Raw genomic sequence first — 21,832 nt, forward strand, 5'->3', positions numbered from 1 at the left:
TGTAGCGGTTAAGTCTCTTTTACTAACCGCGACGATAGATGCGGTTAGCCTATATTTTCCTTCTCTTTCCTCGTTTATCGTTCCGTACTTTAAGGATGTAAACCAATGCCCGTGCAATTGTCTTATGCATTTGTGGTTTTAATTTGGTCAACGACGCCGCTGGCTATCGTTTGGAGCAGTAGCACTATGGCACCGACTACCAGTGTGTTATTGCGTATGGCGCTTGCACTAGTACTGGCTGCACTTGTTATGGCCTGCACTAGAATCAGAATGCAATGGAGTAAAAAAGCATGGCTGCTTTACACGTACTCTGGCGGTGGTATTTTAGTAGGCATGCTATTCGCTTATTTAGCGTCACAATCAGTTCCTTCGGGGGTTATTTCCCTAGTGTTTGGCTTGGCGCCAATACTTTCTGGGTTACTTGCTCAAAAACTACTCGGAGAAGAAAAGTTTACGCCCGTTAAAAAGTGTGCTTTGGGCTTAGCTATGCTTGGGATGTTGATGGTATGTTATGCCCAGTTGCAGCAATTGAATTTAGATCCCATCGGCCTGATTTACGTGTTGTGCGCGGTATTTAATTTTAGCCTCAGCGGGGTACTCATTAAGCGCGTAAAAATCGCAATACACCCAATGGCAACAACATTTGGTTCTTTGTTAATTGCCACCCCTGGATTTGTAATTATGTGGCTGTTAGCTGGCGCGCCTTTGGCGGTGGAGGTATGGAGTATGAAGTCGATTTGGTCAACGTTATATTTGGGCGTGTTTGGCTCATTACTGGGCTTTTTAGCCTACTTTCACATACTACAGCATATGAAAGCGAGTACCGTTGCGCTGACAACCTTGATCACACCGGGTTTTGCAATGACATTGGGCGCATTGGTCAATGGAGAGCTGATCACTACTTTACTGTTTATTGGTTCTATTACCATTATTTTCAGCCTAGCTATGTATCAATTTGCCGGACTCTTTCGTAAGCAAGATAAAAGTGAGTAATGTTCATTTATTTGCTTCTTATGTTACATGCTCACTTTTTGAGCGTTAACTTAGTTGTAAGCGTCGTATACGGCTTAATGACAAAATGAAGAAAAAAGCAATTTGTTACAAAATCGTAGCGGCGCTCAGGTGGCTATTTCACAAGCACAAATCAAATTTATTCACTATATAAAGAAATAACAGGTTTAATTAACATCATAGTTTGTGGTAAAAATAGTTACATTGGTGAAAATTATAATTATAAGCTTAGGGACAATGAGATTAGCATTCCAAGATTTTCAATTTGACTGTAAAGAATTGACACTCTCAAAAGATGGCCGCAAGATTTCTTTGAAAGAGAAGCCCGCTCAAATACTTGCGTTACTAGTAACTCAACCAGAAAAGATACACAGTAAAAGTGAAATATTAGAAGAAGTTTGGCCGGGCAGAACTGTAACTGAACAGGTTGTATTTCAAAATATTGGCCATTTGCGGGCACTCTTTGGTGATGATGCAATTAAGACATTTTCAAAAAAAGGGTATCAATGGCAGTTGCCGCTAGCGGCTGTGAGTGATCAAAGCCTCACATCTAATTCATCTGAATCAATAGAAAAAACTGAATCCACTCCAGTTAATGAGCAAGTCGAAGTTGCCCGTGATACTGAGCATCAAGCTGATTCAGTACTCGCGAACAAATCATCAAGTTTACCTTGGCCAATTGTTGCGCCAATTTTAATCGCAGCTGCTGCTATAGCAGGTTATTTAGCACTTAGTTAATGCTCTTACAAAGTGTAATAAAAGTTTACGTTAAAGCATGCCATAAGCGTAAATCAATTATTGAATTATTTGTCAAAATTTTAGCCGTGACACAGCTGTACTTTGTGATATTATTTTTTCATGGCTTTAAGTACTACTAAAGAAGGGACTTTAGTTCGGTTTCGCTATCCAAAAGTAGGTAATAATTTCCTAAATTAGGGCATTTTTGTCCTGTTGTTAGCGATATTGTTAGGTTAGCTTAAGTGCAATTTGACAAATAAGGAGTATTATTTGACTACGATAGCATATCACCACCCGACACAGACTATTTGTGTTGATAGTTTGACTACCACAGCAAGAACCATCGTTACCCATCATGCGCAAAAATGCCAACCCGTTTACAATGGATATGTGTTTGCGTCTGGTAACTGTGCCGAGATTTATCACCTGCTTAGTAATTGGCGAAAGAATTGTTTCGAAGCTATTGATTGTACCTTTTTCTTTATCGATAAAGCGGACCAAATCTTTTATGGAGAGATAAGGCATGGAAGGCGTTTTATTGAACCATTGGAGGTTAATTGGGCTATTGGTTCGGGCGCTAACTGGGCAATCGCAGCAATGGACTTTGGAAAAAGCGCATTTGAAGCCGTGCAGTACGCATGTCGCAGAGACAAATCGACAGGTGGACGTATTCAGAGCTTTTGTATAAGAAATAAAGCTAAGTGGACGAAGGAAGCTCCAGCTTAATAGTGAGTTTTTACAATACACTGATGAATTACCGCTCAAAAACTACCAGCCACTACTCTTAATGCTTCACCTTATGGTTTAATAGCGCTTTCAACTCGTAGGAAAGTCGCATGACAACTTTATATATCACTGGCGCAGGGGTGAGCGCTGAAAGCGGTATCCCGACCTTTCGTGGTGAAGATGGTTTTTGGACGGTTGGCAGCAGAAACTATACACCGCAGCAAATGGCTACTCGAGCCATGTATATGGAGAATCCTGCCCAATTCCTCGCGTGGTATTACCAACGGTTTGTAACTTATCGGCACCATGGGCCTAACTCTGTGCATCATTGGTTAGCAGATAAAAACTTAATTACACAGAATATAGATGGCTTAGACGGCAAGGCGGGTAACAAAGAATATATTTCGATTCATGGCCGAATAGATAAGATGACTATTTTTCATGAACAAGGTGATTTGGTTTCAATCATTGATGCCCCTTGGGAGCTAGTTGATGAGAATAATTTAACTGCTTCATTACTTGATCTGTTCAAGATTTCTAGCAGGGGCCCGCAATTAAATATTTCTCTCAAACCTTATGTATTGTTATTTGATGAGTTTTACACTGAGTTATACGGCATCGATAGAGCTCAGAAGCGGATGTGGGATGCATCTAAAATGGTATTCATGGGCACTTCATTTAGCGTCAATATTACACAAATGGCGTTGGATGTCGCGAGGCATAAAGGTATACCTGTAGAAGTGGTTGACCCATCTCCGGCGCACATTATGCACGACAATGTTCAATATTTTCCGATGACCGCAAAGGAGTACATTACGAATGTTGGCTAAACCGGTACTTAAAGAACTTATTGAGTTAAAAACAAAGCGCCTTAGATTGCGCCAGTGGCAAGAGTCTGACAAAGCTGCGTTTGCGACTATGAATGCTAATGCCGAGGTTATGCGTTACTTTCCATCCCTGTTATCTAGGCAACAAAGCGATGCGCTGGTTGATAAAATTGCAGAGTTGATTGTCGAGAATGGTTATGGCTTTTGGGCGCTGATGCTAGACGGTGAGGGCATGACCGAGTCAGGTGGCACGGCATCCGAGGAGTTTATTGGTTTTGTAGGTCTACATTGGCAAACACAGGTTAACCCTGAACAGCCTTTTATGGAAGTTGGGTGGAGGTTAGCGCGAGAATATTGGGGTCAAGGTTATGCATATGAGGCCGCGTTAGCTTCTCTACAATTTGCATTTGAAGTTTTAAATCTATCAGAAGTTTATGCCTTTACTGCATTGCCTAATACACCTTCTCAAAAATTGATGACTCGTTTAGGCATGAAAAACTGTGAAAGAGATTTTTTACATCCCAATTTGCCAACAGGCCACCCGTTGCAGGCACACTGTTTATACCAAGTGACTCTAGATGAGCTTAGCTTGCTCGTGCAATCTAATGGAGATGATAAATAGACTCGACAGGCGTTTGATAATAACTTGCAATAACCAAGAGCTGCTGATTGTTTTTATCAAATGAAAGCTTTTGCAAAACCGACTTAACGTGCTTGATGTTTCGGATATCTGGTTGGGAATCATCTGCCCTTTCTGCTTCTATCAGCGCAAATAAAGCTGTGAGCTCGTGCTCGGGCATAGCAGTTGTACGCAGGTTGTAGATAAAATAACACTCAATAGGTGTTAAGTTGTGTTGATTGCGACTTCTCAGCGCTTGGACTAACGCTTCATTGCTTTCGAACAATAATAGGGAGCGAATATAATTAAAAGGTGGAAGCGCATGCTCTGCATTAGCAAATAGGGCGTGTAAAAAAGTATTGCCTTGATGGTTTGTCTGAGAAAATGCCTCACAGGCCTGCAAAGCGGGCATAAAAAAGGTTACTCTATCACTGTTGTTTAAACCAGCAATGACACCTGAGGGCAACCCGTGTGCCACGATGCACTGCGCAGCAATATTCTGATAGTGTTCGTAATTATTAGGCTGTGAGTTTGCAGTTTCAAAGCAAAATTTAAGCTGTGCGGCTCGGGCTGAATCATCATGCTTTTGATAAGCGTTGCATATTTTTGCTATATCTTTGCTCTTGATAGCTAAAATCAAATCCGCAACTGCCTGGTCCAGTGAGTCACTAGTTTGTTGTGTTGATGCCATCGTACAGCCCTCTTTTTCTTTTAATCAGCTTCATTGTATATCAATCATTTGAGTTAGCGATAAAAAATGTAAATACAGGTGTATTTGTGGCCACTGCCTTGAAAGTCGACTAATAACCCCCCAATTATGAAAGGTATAAGCAGCTTATTGAACAGAGGCTCAATATGAGTTGGCAAGTGGTCGCAATAACAGTATTGATAATCGTGATATTGGCTTTTCTATTGTATAAGACAGTTTTATGGGCGAAAAAAATGCCGAAAAGTGCTTTTTTCTTCATGGCTTTTATGCCGCTTATTGCATTATTTCCGATCCCGCCTCCTCAGTTTAAAAATTTAGAAAAGGCGAAGCAAACCCAGCGTAAAAAACAAAAGCAAGATGAAAAGTAATGTGTATGTTAAAAATATCTGGCTTCAAAGTGGCAGAAGTAATGTAAGAGGAGCAAATATGACGGGCGAAACGAATCTTTCAGTATTAATAGCAAGTATGGAACCAGAGTTACTCACAGAAACCTATGTTTTTACGGTCGTTGATGAGTCACAATTTAGCAGTTTGCCCATGAGCGTCATCAAAGGTTTTTTTCGCGAGCGAGAGGGAGTAACAATCATTGCGCAACTGAGTCATGCTAAAGACTTGGGGCTAATATATGAAGGGGAATACCGCTGTTTGACCCTAAATGTGCACTCAAGCTTAGAAGCAGTAGGTCTAACAGCTGCTTTTTCTAATGCATTGGGTGATGAAAACATCAGCGCCAATGTGGTTGCGGGCTATTATCACGACCATATATTCGTGCCGAGCCGTGACGGTGAAAAAGCACTCACATGTTTACAAACGCTTGCTAAGCGGTATCAAAACCAAGGGTAAATTGGGTCTAAATTCAGGGGGTATCCCCCTGAATCGTATTATGGGTTGGTACAATAATTTAAAAGTAGTAAGTCAAACTGACTTCAATAAAATCCTCATCTTTTAAAATATAAAGAGGAGAACTTGGTTGGTCACTGGCAAAAGCCCAGGCATCAAGTTGCCACTTCCAGCTATCGCTAAGCCGCCCTGATGCTTCAAGTTTTGCCGAAAAAGCGCGGTGGGAGTCTAAATCTTGATTGACACCAAAAAGTACCTCATAGCCATCCATGTCATTCAATGCTATCCGCCATCCAACAAAAAGGTCATTTTGATTAGGTGCGTTATCTCGTTCGTCAAAACTGTATTCGGCAATCCACCCGAGATCCATAACGGTATCGAATATCCCCACTTGGGTATACTCGAATCCAGTCGTCATCGCAAAATGTGTTTCAAGGCTATCTCTGTGAATAGCCTCAAACTTTATCAACCAATCGCCAAGTACACCCTGAATATCTGCGCCTAACTGCCACATTTGTGCGTAAAAGGGGGTAATACTCTCTGAGCTGTATAGCAAATATGGATCACGGTTGGTGCCGTCAAAGTAACTTAAACCAATGTCCCAATCTTCTATGGTATGGCTGTAACGCATGGCGAAATCTAGTGTCCGTTGTTCACTACTGGACTCGTATTTCGCATCCAACACGGGAGCGGGCAAAGCAAGGCGTCCCTCGCTACTTGGCAATGTGCGCTCCCTAAAATAGGGCAGCAACCAGAGATCAAAGGTACCTATGTCCTTAACAGCTTTAAACTGGGCCATAGGTTGCCCTAGTTTATCTTCGCCATCAAACCCTTCAACCGAGTCGGTTTGGTTTATTACATCGACCAAGTGTTGTGATTCAGTAACACCCCAAAATACCTTATCAATACCAATTTTAAACTCATAATCATCCCAATAAGTAAGATAAGATAACTCTCGTATGTCCCAATGCGTGCGTTCTTTGTCATGACTGTCTATGCGCGCAAACAATTTTATTGAGGTTAGACTGGTATCGTTTACTTGATGCCAGTGAGGTTCGACCATGGCAGAGCCCTGCCAATGTGCTGGAGCATCATTGGCACGGTCGACACTATGGCCAAATACCCTTTGTTGAACTTGTATTTCACCGCTTTGCTGCCAAGGTTCGGCGTCGGCCCAATGGCTGAAAGCAAGTAAAACAGCAGCACTACACAGCGCAGTATGTTTCATTTTTACCTCGCGCGTTTTAGGCTGGCTTTATTAAAGTCATTGCCTCTTAGCCCTGTTTTAAAAACAAGCTCTGTTGTTGTCAAAGTCGTTGCTTTTTGGGTTTGGACATTGTTCATTACCAATTTATTGGCACGCCAAATCTTGTCGAGATACTGCTGGTAATCTTGTAACTCTAGCGTTTTCAGCAAAGTGTTCTTTCTGTCGTAGTACTCGACTTTGAGGGGTTGATAATGTGTCTTTGCTAACCAAACACGCTGTTTGGTATAACCTGAATAGCGATCTACCGGTACTTGCTCTAGTAAATAGACCGGTTGGTTATCCAACATGGTTTCTTCTATAAAGTGAAATGTGTACTTTTCTAACTCAAACGAGCTGAGGTCTTCATAGGCAAATTCACTGCCCATAAACGGTCCTGACTTATTACGTGATGCAATACGCTTAACCCGCTTTAATGCAGGTAGATAAAGCCATTGGTCATCTGGTTCCACTGCATGTGAATGGTTTAAAAATGCCGTGCCTTTTACATCCCGTGGGGTATCGAAAATAGTGAGCCCTTTGTCACCGTCATTATCAATTTCTAGTGACTTAATACGCAACTTTCTTAGGCTGGTATCACCCGCAGCATTTTTTAACTCCATAGTGAGCGAGGCTTGGGAGTCTTGCCAGCCGCTATCTGCTTGTTTGCGTAACTTTGCCAGCTCTAGGCCTTTGTCTTGGTCCGCTAGCACAATTGTTGAGTTAAGTAGACTAACTGCAACAAGACCCGCAGCTAATGCGGTTTTAAATATTATTTTCATGATCAACTCCTGTATATACGCAAGGCGCTGTTGCTGGCGCACATATCGCCTTGCTCGTTCAATTATTTGATTAACTATTTGTTTGTGGGTTATTAATTGCGAGGCCTGTATGCGTTTCATCATTACTTTGGACTTGTGCATATTTATACTTATCGAGCCACAGCAAAATGCAGGGGAGCAGGATAAAGTCGACAATTAAGGCAATAAAAATGACCAGAGCACTGAGCTGTCCCATATCTGAGTTAAGTCTAAAGTCAGATGTTCCTAATAAAGAAAACCCTGCGACCAATACTGCTGAGGTGACAACAAGTGCACGGCCAACTGTGACAAAAGCATAGCGAATAGCTTGCTCAGCACTTTGGCCTAGCCTTCTTGCTGCTTGGTATTTGGACAAAAAGTGCACTGTATCATCAACAACAATTCCGAGTGTCAAAGTGACCACGACTGAGAGACCTAAATTAATTTCGCCACTATATAAGCCCCAAATACCGAATCCAATTACTGCTGGGATCATATTCGGGATCAGGCTGATAAGACCAAGCCTTAGGGAGCGCAGTGAAAATACCAATAACACCGAGATCAGCAGCAGTGCCATCGGGAGGGATTGCAGCATACTTTGCATATTACGTTCGCCAATATGGGCGAACATTAACGTTGGACTTGAGATCATGACGCTGTACTCTGGTGCATTTTGCGCAAACCAAGTTCTTAATCTGTTCTCAAGTTCGACCATCTCCTTGCTTCCTAAATTGTCGATGGTAAGTTGCAGCTTCAGTGAAGATTTATCTAAATTAAGTTGATTATTAAGGTCTAGACCATAAGGCAATGACATCTCGTAGAGCAATAAATACTGCGCGGTAAGTGCTTGATCTTGAGGCAAGGTGTAATACTGATTGTCATCACTGTGCATGTTTTTATTGAGTCGTTTCAGTGTATCCGCGAGGCTCTGTACATGGTGTATCTCCGGTTGAACACGCAACCAGTCAGTGGCTTTGCCAAGCATGGTTACAAATTCTGGACTACTGATCCCTTGATCGCTACCACTATTAATGGCAATGCTGAGGGAGCTCATACCACTTATATTTTCAGCCATAAAGTCAGCCGCTTGGCGGAATTCATTTTGTGTAGAAAAGTATTTGACTGCTTCATCATTCACTTGGTTTTTGGTGATACTAAAAGCACTGCCTACCACCACAATTAATGCACTGAAGCCAAGTATTTTATTATTACGAATAACCCACAACGCGAAGCTGTCATAGCGGTCATTGCTTTGAGAAGCTGGCATTTGAGTAACTCTGAAGGGGAGTGCACTGAGCATAGCTGGGAGTAAAGTGAGGGAGAGTAAGCCGGCTAAAATAACGCCCAGAGCAGATAAGTTACCTAGATCGCGGATCACAGGGACATCTAAGCTGTTCATTAAAATAAAACCCAAGGCAGTAGTCACTGAAGTAATGGTGATTGGCATCCAGTTTTGCTCAAGGCTTTTAGCAATCGCTTGTTGTTTTGTAAGGCCCTGACGCATGTGATGGCGCACGCTTGCCAAGATATGTACGCAGTCTGCAACAGCAATCGTCAATATCATTGTAGGTACGTTTACTGTCGGTGTGCTTAAGAAAAACCCGAGCCACCCAGCAAGCCCTAAAGTCGCTAATACGGCACCAACAATGACCACTAGGGTATAGGCAACAGCGGCGATACTGCGTAGCGCAATACCCAAAAACACCATTACCAGTAGCAACATAGCAGGTACCAAAGTGGCAAAGTCTTCTTGTGAGGAAAGCATAAAGGCGTAGTTCATTGCCACGATGCCAGCTTGGTGAAATTCCATATCAGGGTACTTGGATTGATACTCTGAAATTAGCTGGTTTACATACTCTTTTACTTCGACCATTCTTTCAGTGTTGTCTGCTTCGGGCAGCTGTACAGTAATATTGATGATAGCGACTTTGCCTGATTGCGAGAGTAATGATTGGCGCAGAGCAGGTTCACTGAGTGCCACTTGTTTAATAGCCGTGATATCGCTTTCGGTAAAAGTCATTTCAGGAGGTATCAAATCTAGTACGACTAAATCATCCTGCTCCGCAAAAGTGTGTTGGTAATTGGCAATAGAGTCGACTCGGCTTGAATAAGGTACCTGCCAAGCGCGCTCAGTAAGCTCTCTGACCAGATTTAAAGTCTGTGGGGTAAAAATATCGTTTTGCTTAGGCGCCATGACAATTGAGATGAGATCGCTTTTATTAAAAATGGACTCAATTTTTTGAAATTCATAAAGTTGGGTGTTTGTGTCGTCAAAAAATATTTGGTAATCACCTCGAAAGTAGAGGTTACCAGCCCCTAATGTTGCGCCAGCAATTAAGGCCAAACATATTGCTATCCAAATTTTGGGGTAATTGAGAATACGCCTGTGCCAGAGATCGTCCATAACAGCTCCATAAAATGACGAAACGTCAATAGTAGTTAAAAAAATCAGCAGTAACTGCTGAAAAATCGGTGAAACCTGTTTGAGAAACAAAATGTGACGATTCGTCACTTAAGCTTCAAATAAAACCCGTAAAAAACGGGCAAATTAACTCATTTCTAGCGGCCTATTTGAGCCAAATAAGCCGACTCATCTGCAAAAATCGTTTGCTCGACTTCCCGCCAGACTTTTTTATAGTCTCTGCGGCTAGATAATGGCTGCCAATTCATACCATCAAGCACAATATTCACGTTATAAAGCACCGAATATGGGTCTTCAATACGCTGTATGCACTGACTATTAGTCGCGTTGTTTAGTAGGGCATTTGAGCCAAATGCCACCGCCCAGTTAGCAAATATTAATGCATCAGTACTGGCTGTGGCAGCCAGTGTTAAATCTTCAACATCTATGGCGTCTAGTATAAATTTGTCGGCTATTTCAACTAGCTTTTCTTCTGCTAAATTTTGCTTCTCAATGTTTTCAGATGTGCTCTTCTCTACCACCCAAGGTGTTTTAGAAGTGAGTACGCACATAAACAAAACGGGTTCCAATCGCGAAAAAATCCGATAAGCAACATGCAGCGCAACGACTTTATCACGGCTGCCGCCTTCAAAGCCGTAGGCCTTTTTGTACATTTGAGCCAATGTTTTTAAAGCTTCACAGCTAATGGTCACTATCACATCTTCTTTACTGGCAAAGTGATTATAGATGGTGCCTTTTGAGTAACCGCTTGTCGACGCCAGTTTGTCCATCGTAAAGCCATGAAACCCTTCAACTGAAATGATGTCTTTTGCAATAAGTAGCAACTCACGATGACGCTCTACAATGGCCATCTGTTTTTTGCTTCTTTTAGGGATCACTTCATCATCATTGTTGATTTCACTGCCAAATTTAAACATTTCTTCACTAAGTCGCTGTAACAATCTATAGCTAGCATATCACAATTGCGCTAAACACTCATAAACTTGCCAGTGCTTTGAAAAATTCTATTTTTTGACCTTAAGTCATTTTTTGACTTTTCGTCATTATAGGCAAAGTTAAGAATTGGTCAAGCAGAATTTTTAACCGATTTCGATTGAAAGTTAAAGAGGTGGCGGTTTAGGCGCAGTGAGTTGGAAAAATAAAAAGGCTGCTCTCACAGCCTGACAAGTTGGGATATTTACGTTATGGTCAAAACAATTCGACCTTGAATCTGGTTGTTTTGCATTTGTTCAAAAACATGATTGATATTGTCGAGAGATTCAGTTTGCACAATGGCTTTTACTTTTCCTGCTGCGGCAAAGTCCAAGCATTCGATAAGATCTTGGCGTGTGCCGACAATACTACCGATGACACTAATCCCTTTAAGCACGGTATCGAAAATAGGAATTGGCAGGTCGTCATTTGGTAATCCAACGAGAACACATTTACCACCACGCTTTACACTATGATAAGCCCCTGAGAACGCAGGTTTTGAGGCTGCGGTACAGATCACAGCTTGAACGCCACCTAACTTTTCTTGAATTTGCTCGGCTGGGTCTTGGACTTGATAGTCGATACACTGATCAGCCCCAAGCGCTTTTGCTAAGGCTAGCTTTTGTTCTGTGCTATCAACCGCGACAACGTTAAGCCCCATAGCTTTTGCGTATTGAATTGCTAAATGACCAAGCCCACCGACACCGACGATGGCAACCCATTGGCCTGGTTTTGCTTCACTGACTTTAAGCGCTTTATATGTGGTGACACCTGCACAAAATAAGGGAGCAGCTTCAACGAAGTTTAAATTGTCCGGGATTTTAACGACATAATCTGCGTTTGCAAGACAGTATTCCGCATACCCGCCATCCACAGAATAGCCACTATTTTGCTGAGAAGGGCATAAGTTTTCATTGCCTTGTAAGCAGTGCTCACAATGGCCACATGCAGAGTGTAGCCAAGATATGCCTACATTATCACCGATTGATAAGTGTTTTACATCTTCAGCCTTAGCGACAATAGTTCCTACACCTTCATGGCCCGGTATCAATGGTAGTTTGGGCTTAACTGGCCAATCTCCGTGGCAGGCGTGGAGATCGGTATGACATACTCCACAGGCGGCTATTTTTACCAAAACAGTACCCTGTGTTACTTCAGGCTGCGCTAACGTCTCGATGCGCAGCGGCGCCTTGAATTCATGTGCAACGGCTGCTTTCATGTTTTGTCCTTAACCTAAGAAAGAGGAGTGATTGTGTAAAATAGAGTGTATAGGTTTGACACAATGTGCTATTGATCGGGCGCAATAAAGAAGATGTTGAAGCTATTTTTTATGGTGCTGAGAATTTAAGTAAAACGTATGAAGTTCCTCAGCTTAATTATTTAGGGAGTCACAATTGTCTAACAGTAGCTGAAAGAGTACCATCATTAATTTATGATCTTCCGTTTATCCCTTTACCTTTAGCGCTTTAATTACCATCGGGGAAATAGCAAAAGAGCATCACTTAGTCGCAGTTAGTAAAAGGAAATTAAATGAAAGACCTTACTCAAGGGCCAATATACAGGCATCTCATCTCAATGAGCGTCCCCATACTATTTGGCATGTTTGTTCAGACGCTTTATTTTCTCATTGATTTATACTTTGTTGGTCAACTGGGTGATGCGGCGTTAGCGGGCGTGAGTAGTGCTGGTGTACTATTCTTCTTCGTCATGGCTATCACGCAAGTACTTAATGTTGGTGTTGGCACATTGGTGGCTCACGCCATAGGGAGAAAAGACAAGCTCGAGGCAAACCTCTTACTAAATCAAGGTTTATTGATCTGCGCTATGTGCATTGGGGTTTTACTGAGTGTGGCTCTGGTAGGTGGAGATAAGTATTTCGAAAATATCGCGCCGAGTGAAGATGTATTTGCTGCTAGTTTAAGTTATTTTTATTGGTTTATGCCTGCACTCTTTATTCAATTCCCTGTTACGGTGATGATGGCTTCCTTACGTGGTGCTGGGGTAGTAAAACAACCAATGCTGATTAATATGTTTGCATTGTTAGTCAATGCCATACTTTCCCCCGTTTTAATAACAGGTTGGGGGTTTGGGGTTGAGATGGGGGTCGCTGGGGCCGGTTTAGCCAGCTCTATCTCTGCAAGTCTTGGGTTCATATTGATCTGCGTGTATTTTAAGTTGAGGGAGTCTTATCTTCGCTTTTCTATTAGCGAGTGCAAGCCACATTTTAATACCATCAAGAAAATAATTGGCTTGGGCTTGCCTTCTGGTGGAGAGTCTCTATTAACTTTTATTTATATGTCTATTATTTATTGGGTTTTAAGCGACTTTGCAGCATCAGCACAAGCAGGCTTTGGGCTAGGTGCACGCATCATGCAAGCGCTTTTTCTGCCTGTCCTTGCGGTGGCTTTTGCAGCTCCAGCGATTGCTGGTCAAAACTTTGCAGCAGGTAACACAGAGCGTGTATATCAAACCTACTATCAAAGCACAGCGATAACCTGCGGTCTTATGCTGATAATCACAGTGGTTTGTGCATTGAATGCTGAAGTTTTATTGGCACCTTTTTCTAATGAGCCTGACGTAATTAGTGTAGCAAGTGTCTTTCTTAGCTATGTGTGTTTTAATTTTGTGCCTGCGGGATATGTGTTGGCCGCGTCAGGTATGTTCCAAGCGCTTGGCAATGCTTGGCCAGCGCTGTTAAGTACAGCAGTTCGGCTAAGTCTATTTTCTATATCTTTGATGATTGTTTCTGAACAAGCGAATTTTACGCTTGAGAAAATCTGGGTGCTTTCTGTATCGACCTATTGTATTCAGGCATCGGTGAGCTTTTACTTTTTAAGGCGGGAACTAAAAAAAAAGCTAAGCCAGACTACAAAAGAAGAACAAATAGTCCAAACGCGAGTATCCTAAAAGCGCGCGACTAAGTACGCCATTAGGACTACTTTGTTTAGTTTGAAGAAGCGCGAGCGCCTCTTACTTGAAAAATGAATTCGCTGCCCTGACCCAGGCGGCTATTTACTTTGATCTCTGACTTAATTAAACCTATCAGCCGTGCTGTAATGGCTAAACCTAGCCCTGCGTGTGATTTTTTGCACCCCTTGCTATTACTTGCTTGATATCTGGCCTCAAAAATATAGGGGAGCTCTTTCGGGCTAATTCCCACACCAGTATCTTGCACTGCAATGTTGTAAACGTTATCAATGGCACAGATGGAAATGCATATGTTGCCTTTTGCTGGTGTATGACGCAACGCGTTCTCGATTAGATTACTTAATATACGCTCCAACTTGGCAATGTCCGAGTAAACGGTAAAATCGCACTCAACAGGAAAGACACTCAAAGAAACGTTGGCCTGTTGTGCCTTGAGCGCAAACTTAGCCATGATGTCATAAATTAGCTCGCCCAAGTTAAACACTTCAAAGTGTACATTAGATTGTCCAGATTCAAGGTGTGCCAACTCAAATATCTGATCAATCAAGCCTTTCAATTGGTTACAGTTTTTTAAGGAAATTGCGAGGTATTCTTGCTCTTGCCCCCCCGCTGGTGGACGCCTTTCTATCAACTCAAGATAACCTTGTAACGAAGCTAAGGGAGTGCGTAAATCATGAGACAAATGCGCGAGTAATTTACGGCGCTGTTCATCCAATGTCGTGAGCTGGTTCATTTGCTGATTGATGGTTTCGAGCATGCCATTCACACTTTGACCAACCAAATGAATTTCATTACTTTTGGAAGGCCACTCAAGGGTTGGCACTGCTTTGATATCAAAATTATTCTGTTCAACCTTACGAATGTACTTGCCTAGTTTTTGCAGAGGTTGCGTCATGGTGCGAAAAAGCAGTAGCAAAGTGATAAACAGCAGTGCCACCATAACGATAAGTCCAGTGGTGTTCTTGACCAGTTGCTCAGAGCTTTTGATTTGCGCGGTAATTGAGTCAGAGATAGAGGAACCTATAATAACGTATAAATAACCTTGCAGTGTTTCGTCATTATAGACAGGTGAAACTGAAAAGATTTTACTGAGCTCTGTAGAGCGAGGGTCATCTCCGTAAACAGGCAGTTTACTAGGTTCATTGATCAGTTGGATAAGTGGCCTAAGGTCGACAGCTTGGCGTTTGACTTCGCCGGGTTTGGCCGAGTAAGTCAGTAGTTTACCACTCGGATCAACAAAATAGAATTCAAAGGATGGACCAAGGACCATGAGGGTATGGAACAGGTTTTCCAATGCTTTGTAGTCATATACGCCTTGTTTTAAAAGTGGGTTGTCCTGTGCTAAGTGTTCAGCGAGGCCAAGGTGTAATTGCTGCTCCGCTTGTGCTCTGGATACAGCTGACAGGTTTTGGGACCAAAAAACAAAAGCCGAAACAGTGATCATAAAGACACTGGTGATGACAAGTGCGAGGCGATGATAAAGAGAAAGTGTCATATCATTTCCTGTTGTAGTGGCTTTGAATTTAACTTATAGCCAACCCCCCACACCGTTTCGATGATGGGTTTGTCTGTCAACTTTTCTAATTTGGTTCGGATGCGGTTAATGTGAGAATTTACCGTATGCTCATAACCTAAATGGTCATAACCCCAAACAGACTCTAATAGTTGAGAACGTGAAAAAACTTGATTTGGGTGTTTGGCAAAAAACATTAACAGCTCAAATTCGGTGGCGGTTAAATCCAGTGGTTGTTTGTGCAGCGATACTTCATGGCAGTGTGGGTCCACTTGCAAATTACCAACTGTGATTGGAGTCGGCGTGTCATGAGCAACCTGACTAGATTGCTCAGCTTGTAATAGCTTCACATGCCTTAACTGTGCTTTGATACGTGCTTGAAACTCTCTGTAGCTGAAAGGCTTACAAATATAGTCGTCAGCACCCATTTCAAGACCAATGATACGGTCCATTTCGCTGCTTTTTGAAGTCAACATCACAACACTGATTTTTGGATGTAGGGTTTTAATCTCCCGGCACAACGTCAGGCCGTCAACGCTTGGCAGCATGATATCAAGCAATACAATGGCGTAATTTTGGTTGGTAAGCTGGGACATAACGCCCTCTCCACTTGCAAGGTGATCTACTTCTAGATCAAGCTCACTGACGTGAACACGCAATAGGTGTGCAATATCTAAGTCGTCTTCGACAATGAGAACCTTTTGATGCATATACTAACCTCCGGCCAACCTATATAATTGGTTGGCATGTACTCGCCCCAGCCACTCGCAATGAGAGCTGGAGCGAGTAGGAGGCTATTTCATTCTTGTGATAGTGATCGCCATCAATGGGTTGTCAAACTTATGGTCGCTCGATAATACTGAGCTAGACAAACCATCATCTTGACCTACAACACCCGGGTGCATTGCGACCTTATTTATTGTCTCTCGCTGTGCGTTAAACCCTTCTCCGCCATCAGCAGGTCCTGGGATCGTGCCACTGGCTTCTGTATTCGCTTCTGTACCAGCGTCATAAGCATAGGTTACAAAGCGCATTTCTTCGCCTACAGCCATTGAAGAGACATCTAGAGCATTAAGACCGGTAAAACCGTCATTTGTATTCACCATCATGGTAATTACTGATAATTTTTGGTCAGTGAGTGTTTCTTGGCTTAACATCAACTCAGCTTTTGCGCCCGGTGCTAAAGGGGCATCAGTGCTTGCTTTTGTCTGGACGACATCTAACCCCAGCAACTCGCTGTTATCGCCACCTTCAGCTAACACCTCAAGTGCGTCACTTGCCGACTCGCCTAGTTGCCAAAATTGGCCCTCTTTGTGCAACGCAACACCAATCGGCGAAAGAGGTTGCGCATAGGTTAAATTGGTCGCTGTGATTTTAATCATCGCTTCTGTCGGCGTTGGCGTTGGATCTACGGTCATTGGTGGATCATCGTCATCACCACATGCAACTAAGGTTAAACAGGTTAATGGAATAATTAATTTAGACAGTTTCATGGTGCCCCCTTATTGAACCGTAACGGTAACTTTTGCTACAGGGTTGAGCCAGCGGTGTACTGTGTTGTGTAAGTCACTTTTCCCACCTGTAGCTTCGTCATCGCCAAGGTTGCCGCGGTGGATGTGTATCCTTTCATTACTTTCGGTGCTTGTCACACCACTACCTTGAGTACCTGGATCTACGCCTGGTGAAGCTGGGATACCTAATGTGCCAGGTGCGCCAGAGCCATCAACTACGAGTTCATTGTTGGCTTCAGTGCCCGCATCGTATGCGTTAAGGTAAACGTGATAGGTTCCTGCTTCTGATGGAATTTTCCAACTGTTTAAACCAATAAAACCGTCATTGGTTGGAAGCATCATTGCAACAATAGACAGTCTGTCATTACCATCGCTAGTTTCTAAACTTGCCATAGTGCTAGCAACGGGTGCTAGTAAGCCGCCAGCTGGGTTACTTACTGTGTTGGCACTGATCCCCGTCAAGATTTCATTTAAACCGTCTAAGCTGCCGCCTTCAGCCATGGCTTGCAATGCATCCGAAGCTTTTTCTCCGGTATTGAACAGCATTGCATCGTTTGTATGTGCCGTGACAAGTATTGGGGTAAAGTAGATACCTTGAGTAAGGTTAGTAACTTTGACTTCCAATGATGCGGCGCTTGCTGTACCTGAAGCCAAAAGTGATCCTGCGATGAGTGATAGTATGCGTGTTTTCATAATCTGCTCTTGTTGTTTGGATTTGACGTAAATAAGCATGCAACGCAATTATTGAGAAACACTCGCTCAATTATCACAAAAGTATCACGAATGTATCATTTTTTAATTGCGGCACAGAAAAACCAGTCTTAGAGGCTGGTTACGGTTTAAAACTTGCCCGCGGGTGGCCAATTCGGGTTACTAATTTCATCCTCCCCAACCGCGCTGTCAGCTTCTTTGCTAATGGTCAGTGGAGTATCTTCTTTGGGAATACACACCTCTACGACATAATTGATGTTGTCCTGTATGCGTATTTCTTCCATAACCCCCAGCAGCTGCTCAATGGTAGTGACTTTAACTCCCTTGCCACCAAATGCATCGGGCAGCTTTGAGATTTGCCAGTTTGGTAAGTCATTGTAGCTATATACGTTATTGAGTAGCTTATCTTGGTATTCGACAGGCGGTTGTCTAAACGGATTTGGGTTTACCAGATATTGTTCAATGCCATAAATGCCATTTGCCAAAACGAAAACAACCGTATTTTGTCCATAAGCATGTTGATCTGCGACGGCTTGACATGTTTCATGGAAGGCCCCATCACCGACAACAACGACTGCGCGCTTATCTGGGTAAGCGCATTTGATTCCCGTGCCGGCCGGAACTGAATAGCCGATAGATAACCAAGCAGCTTGCGCAACAAAGCCATTGCGGGCAGGCACTTTGACACCTTGAGCGCCAATTAGCGGGAAGCCTGCGTCGACAATCAAGACATCATCTTCTGTTATCCAGCTACTCATTGCCGAGAAAAAACTGTCGTATCCCAAGTAGTCTTTAGCATTTTGTAATGGCGCAAGAGATTGCGCTTTTCGGATCCCTGTCAGGTTTGCTGGGCTTTGTTTGGCGAGTTGGATGAACGCCTCGGTAAGATAGTTCAAGTAATCTTTTAACATCACAGAAGGGTAGAAATTAGCACCCACATATACCCCTTGATGCGCCGCCAAAATGGTATTGCTGGAACGGATATCTTGATTACCTGTGTCTTTACCTGTTGTCCATGCACCAATACCAACCAATACGCCATCTTCGCCGACAAGTTCCTCCACTTCGTCTGGCGACATGGTTACGCAGCCTTCAAACCACGGGTGTGTCTCGGCGATGACAGACTTGCTGAGTGCTGAGGTGACAAAATGAATATGGCCATCGGGCATGCTGTGTTCACGGTTTATCACTTCAAGTAAATTGAGAAACTCGTCCTGTAAACCTAAACGCTGTAACTCAATACCTGCCCAAAAAATACTTTTAGGTTTTGAGAGCATTAATTCTAGGGTTGCTTGTGCAGCTTCTTGCGCGCAGCTGACCGTAAGCGTGTCATTCTGGCGTTCTCTAATGCGGCTTTGTGGTCTCTGGCATGGGCTGCGCCAAATGTCTTCGGTAACTTCAAAGTAAATAGGGCGCTGCTCACTTAAAAGTGCTGTCAGCGCTGAGTCTATTTGGAATGGAGCTTGTAAGGCATTGGTTACACGTTCAGCAGCGACGGTAATGGGCCTGAACATATGAATGTCGACAAACTCGTAGCCTGTTGTGTGTGAGTACAGTAGTCCTGCACATTTAGAAATCTGATCTTCTTTATTGGTGGGCGCACCATTTATCAGGATCACAGGCACCTGTTCAACATAGGAACCTGCTATGGTATTGAGCAAACTAAACGCGCCAACACTATAGGTCACATAAAGCGCGGTAGGCCCTTTTAGTCTCGCGTAGGCGTCTGCTGCAAAGCCAGCACATATTTCATTGGCGTTACCTTTGATGGAGATTGGAGATTGGCTATCAGCTAAAATGGTGTCCAATAGCCCCGCAGTGTAATTGCCGGCTACGCCAAACATTTGATCGACCCCAATTTCTTCTAGTCGATCTTTGAAGTAATCCGCAACGGTATATTCTTTAAAGCTCGTAGTCATAATAAACCTCAATGAATTCAGCAAGCGCAGCGATTAAGAGAGGTTAACCGCTGCTGTGGATGGCAATGTATGATTACTTCACATCAAAGTAAGTTAGGTTGACGCCGATGACGCTTGCGCCATCCTCTGCTTTTTCAATAGGCGCAGCACTGGCTGCAAAGTTGGTCTCGATGTATTGATTGATAAGCTTGCTTGAATTCTCTTCGTAAACGGCTTTGATGGCGTCTGAAGATGAAATGTTAGTAGATTCAAAATACACTTGGCTCAGAGGTTTTAACCCAAAACCTTTTTCAAGTGCGAGGTCGGCAGAGCGCAGTGCCCCCTCAACCCAGCCTTGATAGTCAGAAAATGCTTCACCACAGGTAAATAGGTTTGGTAATGGTTCAGCTAGAGTGGCCATGGCTTCTTTATCATTGGCGCCAACAGCCCATTGGTGTACACCGTAACCAAATTGACGGCTAGTTGGGATATCAAATTTGACGCTGCCTTCCCAAACTCTTGCACTGGTTAAAATTGGCGCTGGCACATAGTGGGTGTTGAAAATGTCTTTGAAGAACCGTGTGGCTTGTTCAACAACGGCGGTAGAGGCTGGATAAATGTCATCGGGGATACTCTCTACGTAATGCTCTTGTTTTGGATTGTGGTAGGTTTCTCCAATATTTTGCAAATTGCTCCAGAAATTGATGTTGAGATAGTCACAGTAGATGGTCAGCGCTGCTGGGCGCTCATATTTGTCATTACCTATGCGTTCTAGTTTTTCTTCCACAGCACTTGATGGATGAGTCGTACGCTCTTGATACATAAGTGCAGCTGCAAGCTCTTCATTAACAGCATAAAATGGATAGACAGAGCCTGTGGGCAAGTCAGCAAAGTTTGGACCAAACTCAACCGCTGGCCGACCGGTAGTGCCGCGACCCCACCAAGCAGAGTCATAGTAGAGGTTGATTTTTAGCAGTGGTTGGTTACTTGCGGATTGTAGCGTATTCCACAGAAGTTCTGAGCGTTCTTGCTCTAAGCGATTAATCACATCAGAGCGAACAAATAGCTTTTCTAATGCAAGTCTAGGCAGGCCTAAGATGACTTTTTCTGCTTTAATCAGGCCCTTGTGCACTTTACCATGCGCATCGGTATGTGCATATCGCAGCTCATATAACCCGGACTCTTCGGAAAAATCGATTTCTTCAATGGCTGTTTGTAAGTGGATATTATCCGTGCCAACTTCTTCAACCAATTTGTTGGGAAGTGTACTAAAGCCATCTTTAAATGTTTTGAATTTAACGCCTGCTGGAAAGTCTTCTAACAGTTGGTAAGCAACACCGGCATTCATTTGTGACAAGAATGTCCCATTAAAACCCAATACACGATACAGCATGTTTATGCATTCCTGAGAGTAGCCCATATCCGTGTATAAATCCCAAAGTGTCCATTCATTCAGCCCTTGTCCTTTCCATTGACACTCAAGTCTAAAGTCTTGCCAAAACTGTGGGCCTCGGACTTTTGGTCTTTGTTGAAATTGAGGGTTAGCTTCCAAAATACGATTAAAGACTACATTGACGATGTCTTTGGGGTTAACACCTTGTTCAGACTGATCTAAATTGTATAAATGGGACCATATAGCATACTCATCTTGCTGTGCATCCTCGACGCTAAAGCTCTCACCTCTGAAAAATAAACGGTTATTGCCACCGCTATTCATGGGAAATGGCACGATATTGTCTTGCAAGTTTAGCTTTAAAAACAGCGCCATTAAATCATCCATACCATCAAACAAAAAGCGCATGCCACCTTGCTCTTCTTTAACAGTGATAGTTTTGGGCTGTTCTGAACGTAGGTTCTTAAATTCGATGAGGTCTGAATCTAAACGCCCCCCCGTTCTATCTGAACGCTCAAAAATGGCAAGATCCTGACAATTTGCTTCTTGTTGTAATCTCCAAGCGCTGTATAAACCTGACATACCAGCGCCGACAATGGCTACCTTAATTTGAGAGGGAAGCGACTTATCCGTTATTTCTTTTCCAAATGCGTAATGTGTCATCGTTTTTCCTTAGCCTTGATGGTTAAGTCTACTTTGACAGACGACTACTCCTATAAAACCACTACTGCGACTGTGCTGCAAAGCAGATGATTAAATCTGCAGTATTTGTTGAAAATTATAATGGCGTTTCTGGCGCGCTTAGTTAAAGCAAATGTATCGCCAGTAAACATCTTAATAAATGTAGCATATACGTTAATTTATTCGCGTCATAATGTTGAGAAATGAAAATTTCTGCAATGGAGGATGATTTGTAATGAGTTATATTGGAAAGAACCACTATCGTCGCTTGAGAGTGTCTTTGAGTTAGG

At 43.0% G+C, this 21,832-nt stretch carries 20 protein-coding genes; 8 read left to right on the forward strand and 12 right to left on the reverse strand.

Annotation, left to right across the window (positions count from 1 at the left end; all coding sequences use genetic code 11):
• Window positions 1-105 precede the first annotated feature (105 nt).
• The 5 genes from N482_RS00230 (at window position 106) to N482_RS00250 (ending at window position 3,924) form a co-directional block, all read left to right on the forward strand.
• Window positions 106-993, forward strand: a complete 888-nt coding sequence (locus N482_RS00230; protein ID WP_063375184.1) for a DMT family transporter — start codon at window positions 106-108, stop codon at window positions 991-993.
• 255 nt (window positions 994-1,248) lie between these two features.
• Window positions 1,249-1,749 carry a winged helix-turn-helix domain-containing protein gene (locus N482_RS00235; protein WP_063375185.1) on the forward strand — a complete coding sequence of 167 codons (501 nt, stop codon included), beginning with the start codon at window positions 1,249-1,251 and terminating at the stop codon, window positions 1,747-1,749.
• 270 nt (window positions 1,750-2,019) lie between these two features.
• The gene (locus N482_RS00240) at window positions 2,020-2,475 is read left to right on the forward strand and encodes a hypothetical protein (RefSeq protein ID WP_063375186.1); all 456 of its coding nucleotides are present in this window, start codon (window positions 2,020-2,022) and stop codon (window positions 2,473-2,475) included.
• A gap of 110 nt (window positions 2,476-2,585) precedes the next feature.
• Complete coding sequence (locus N482_RS00245) at window positions 2,586-3,305, forward strand: SIR2 family NAD-dependent protein deacylase (RefSeq protein ID WP_063375187.1); 720 nt, start codon at window positions 2,586-2,588, stop codon at window positions 3,303-3,305.
• Entirely contained in the window at window positions 3,295-3,924 is a 630-nt protein-coding gene (locus tag N482_RS00250) for a GNAT family N-acetyltransferase (RefSeq protein ID WP_063375188.1), read from the forward strand. The genes N482_RS00245 and N482_RS00250 overlap by 11 nt, the downstream gene beginning before the upstream one ends.
• Here the strand turns inward: N482_RS00250 and N482_RS00255 are convergent.
• A complete protein-coding gene (locus tag N482_RS00255; protein WP_063375189.1) occupies window positions 3,905-4,612 on the reverse strand; it encodes a hypothetical protein in 708 nt (235 codons plus the stop codon). The genes N482_RS00250 and N482_RS00255 overlap by 20 nt on opposite strands.
• Window positions 4,613-4,863: 251 nt before the next feature.
• Here N482_RS00255 and N482_RS25835 point away from each other — a divergent pair, with 251 nt between their 5' ends.
• Window positions 4,864-4,998 carry a hypothetical protein gene (locus N482_RS25835; protein WP_269202093.1) on the forward strand — a complete coding sequence of 45 codons (135 nt, stop codon included), beginning with the start codon at window positions 4,864-4,866 and terminating at the stop codon, window positions 4,996-4,998.
• Window positions 4,999-5,056: 58 nt separating this feature from the next.
• Window positions 5,057-5,473 carry an ACT domain-containing protein gene (locus N482_RS00265; RefSeq protein ID WP_063375220.1) on the forward strand — a complete coding sequence of 139 codons (417 nt, stop codon included), beginning with the start codon at window positions 5,057-5,059 and terminating at the stop codon, window positions 5,471-5,473.
• Window positions 5,474-5,531: 58 nt separating this feature from the next.
• Here the strand turns inward: N482_RS00265 and N482_RS00270 are convergent, their stop codons facing one another.
• The 5 genes from N482_RS00270 to adhP form a co-directional block, all read right to left on the reverse strand.
• The gene (locus N482_RS00270; RefSeq protein ID WP_063375191.1) at window positions 5,532-6,698 is read right to left on the reverse strand and encodes a hypothetical protein; all 1,167 of its coding nucleotides are present in this window, start codon (window positions 6,696-6,698) and stop codon (window positions 5,532-5,534) included.
• A 2-nt stretch (window positions 6,699-6,700) separates the two neighbouring features.
• Window positions 6,701-7,495, reverse strand: coding sequence for an outer membrane lipoprotein-sorting protein (locus tag N482_RS00275; RefSeq protein ID WP_063375192.1), 795 nt, complete (start codon window positions 7,493-7,495; stop codon window positions 6,701-6,703).
• A 70-nt stretch (window positions 7,496-7,565) separates the two neighbouring features.
• The gene (locus N482_RS00280) at window positions 7,566-9,917 is read right to left on the reverse strand and encodes an efflux RND transporter permease subunit (RefSeq protein ID WP_063375193.1); all 2,352 of its coding nucleotides are present in this window, start codon (window positions 9,915-9,917) and stop codon (window positions 7,566-7,568) included.
• 155 nt (window positions 9,918-10,072) lie between these two features.
• The gene (locus tag N482_RS00285; protein ID WP_063375194.1) at window positions 10,073-10,852 is read right to left on the reverse strand and encodes a TetR/AcrR family transcriptional regulator; all 780 of its coding nucleotides are present in this window, start codon (window positions 10,850-10,852) and stop codon (window positions 10,073-10,075) included.
• Window positions 10,853-11,112: 260 nt separating this feature from the next.
• Window positions 11,113-12,126, reverse strand: coding sequence for an alcohol dehydrogenase AdhP (gene adhP, locus N482_RS00290; protein ID WP_063375195.1), 1,014 nt, complete (start codon window positions 12,124-12,126; stop codon window positions 11,113-11,115).
• A gap of 311 nt (window positions 12,127-12,437) precedes the next feature.
• On the opposite strand from adhP, the gene N482_RS00300 reads away from it, so the two are divergent.
• Window positions 12,438-13,814 carry an MATE family efflux transporter gene (locus tag N482_RS00300; protein WP_081227593.1) on the forward strand — a complete coding sequence of 459 codons (1,377 nt, stop codon included), beginning with the start codon at window positions 12,438-12,440 and terminating at the stop codon, window positions 13,812-13,814.
• 37 nt (window positions 13,815-13,851) lie between these two features.
• Here N482_RS00300 and N482_RS00305 read toward each other — a convergent pair whose 3' ends face one another.
• The 6 genes from N482_RS00305 to N482_RS00330 form a co-directional block, all read right to left on the reverse strand.
• The gene (locus N482_RS00305) at window positions 13,852-15,330 is read right to left on the reverse strand and encodes a sensor histidine kinase (RefSeq protein ID WP_063375197.1); all 1,479 of its coding nucleotides are present in this window, start codon (window positions 15,328-15,330) and stop codon (window positions 13,852-13,854) included.
• Window positions 15,327-16,058: a response regulator transcription factor gene (locus N482_RS00310; protein WP_063375198.1), complete on the reverse strand. Its 732-nt coding sequence runs from the start codon at window positions 16,056-16,058 to the stop codon at window positions 15,327-15,329. The genes N482_RS00305 and N482_RS00310 overlap by 4 nt, the downstream gene beginning before the upstream one ends.
• An 84-nt stretch (window positions 16,059-16,142) precedes the next feature.
• The gene (locus tag N482_RS00315; RefSeq protein ID WP_063375199.1) at window positions 16,143-16,841 is read right to left on the reverse strand and encodes a spondin domain-containing protein; all 699 of its coding nucleotides are present in this window, start codon (window positions 16,839-16,841) and stop codon (window positions 16,143-16,145) included.
• A 9-nt stretch (window positions 16,842-16,850) separates the two neighbouring features.
• Complete coding sequence (locus N482_RS00320; RefSeq protein ID WP_063375200.1) at window positions 16,851-17,552, reverse strand: spondin domain-containing protein; 702 nt, start codon at window positions 17,550-17,552, stop codon at window positions 16,851-16,853.
• A gap of 146 nt (window positions 17,553-17,698) precedes the next feature.
• Window positions 17,699-19,489 carry an alpha-keto acid decarboxylase family protein gene (locus tag N482_RS00325; RefSeq protein ID WP_063375201.1) on the reverse strand — a complete coding sequence of 597 codons (1,791 nt, stop codon included), beginning with the start codon at window positions 19,487-19,489 and terminating at the stop codon, window positions 17,699-17,701.
• A 73-nt stretch (window positions 19,490-19,562) separates the two neighbouring features.
• Entirely contained in the window at window positions 19,563-21,524 is a 1,962-nt protein-coding gene (locus N482_RS00330; protein ID WP_063375202.1) for an FAD-dependent L-amino acid oxidase, read from the reverse strand.
• Between the last annotated feature and the right edge of the window lie 308 nt (window positions 21,525-21,832).

The sequence above is a fragment of the Pseudoalteromonas luteoviolacea NCIMB 1942 genome (genome assembly GCF_001625595.1).
Lineage (GTDB): Bacteria > Pseudomonadota > Gammaproteobacteria > Enterobacterales > Alteromonadaceae > Pseudoalteromonas > Pseudoalteromonas luteoviolacea_A.

Excerpts from the sequence above, each read along its gene's own strand:
- N482_RS00315 (WP_063375199.1), bottom strand. The coding sequence starts at position 16,841 with ATGAAACTGTCTAAATTAATTATTCCATTAACCTGTTTAACCTTAGTT.
- N482_RS00245 (WP_063375187.1), top strand. The coding sequence starts at position 2,586 with ATGACAACTTTATATATCACTGGCGCAGGGGTGAGCGCTGAAAGCGGT.
- N482_RS00255 (WP_063375189.1), bottom strand. The coding sequence starts at position 4,612 with ATGGCATCAACACAACAAACTAGTGACTCACTGGACCAGGCAGTTGCG.
- N482_RS25835 (WP_269202093.1), top strand. The coding sequence starts at position 4,864 with ATGCCGAAAAGTGCTTTTTTCTTCATGGCTTTTATGCCGCTTATTGCA.
- N482_RS00270 (WP_063375191.1), bottom strand. The coding sequence starts at position 6,698 with ATGAAACATACTGCGCTGTGTAGTGCTGCTGTTTTACTTGCTTTCAGC.
- N482_RS00325 (WP_063375201.1), bottom strand. The coding sequence starts at position 19,489 with ATGACTACGAGCTTTAAAGAATATACCGTTGCGGATTACTTCAAAGAT.
- N482_RS00235 (WP_063375185.1), top strand. The coding sequence starts at position 1,249 with ATGAGATTAGCATTCCAAGATTTTCAATTTGACTGTAAAGAATTGACA.
- adhP (WP_063375195.1), bottom strand. The coding sequence starts at position 12,126 with ATGAAAGCAGCCGTTGCACATGAATTCAAGGCGCCGCTGCGCATCGAG.
- N482_RS00275 (WP_063375192.1), bottom strand. The coding sequence starts at position 7,495 with ATGAAAATAATATTTAAAACCGCATTAGCTGCGGGTCTTGTTGCAGTT.
- N482_RS00280 (WP_063375193.1), bottom strand. The coding sequence starts at position 9,917 with ATGGACGATCTCTGGCACAGGCGTATTCTCAATTACCCCAAAATTTGG.
- N482_RS00300 (WP_081227593.1), top strand. The coding sequence starts at position 12,438 with ATGAAAGACCTTACTCAAGGGCCAATATACAGGCATCTCATCTCAATG.
- N482_RS00285 (WP_063375194.1), bottom strand. The coding sequence starts at position 10,852 with ATGTTTAAATTTGGCAGTGAAATCAACAATGATGATGAAGTGATCCCT.
- N482_RS00320 (WP_063375200.1), bottom strand. The coding sequence starts at position 17,552 with ATGAAAACACGCATACTATCACTCATCGCAGGATCACTTTTGGCTTCA.
- N482_RS00265 (WP_063375220.1), top strand. The coding sequence starts at position 5,057 with ATGACGGGCGAAACGAATCTTTCAGTATTAATAGCAAGTATGGAACCA.
- N482_RS00330 (WP_063375202.1), bottom strand. The coding sequence starts at position 21,524 with ATGACACATTACGCATTTGGAAAAGAAATAACGGATAAGTCGCTTCCC.
- N482_RS00310 (WP_063375198.1), bottom strand. The coding sequence starts at position 16,058 with ATGCATCAAAAGGTTCTCATTGTCGAAGACGACTTAGATATTGCACAC.
- N482_RS00250 (WP_063375188.1), top strand. The coding sequence starts at position 3,295 with ATGTTGGCTAAACCGGTACTTAAAGAACTTATTGAGTTAAAAACAAAG.
- N482_RS00305 (WP_063375197.1), bottom strand. The coding sequence starts at position 15,330 with ATGACACTTTCTCTTTATCATCGCCTCGCACTTGTCATCACCAGTGTC.
- N482_RS00230 (WP_063375184.1), top strand. The coding sequence starts at position 106 with ATGCCCGTGCAATTGTCTTATGCATTTGTGGTTTTAATTTGGTCAACG.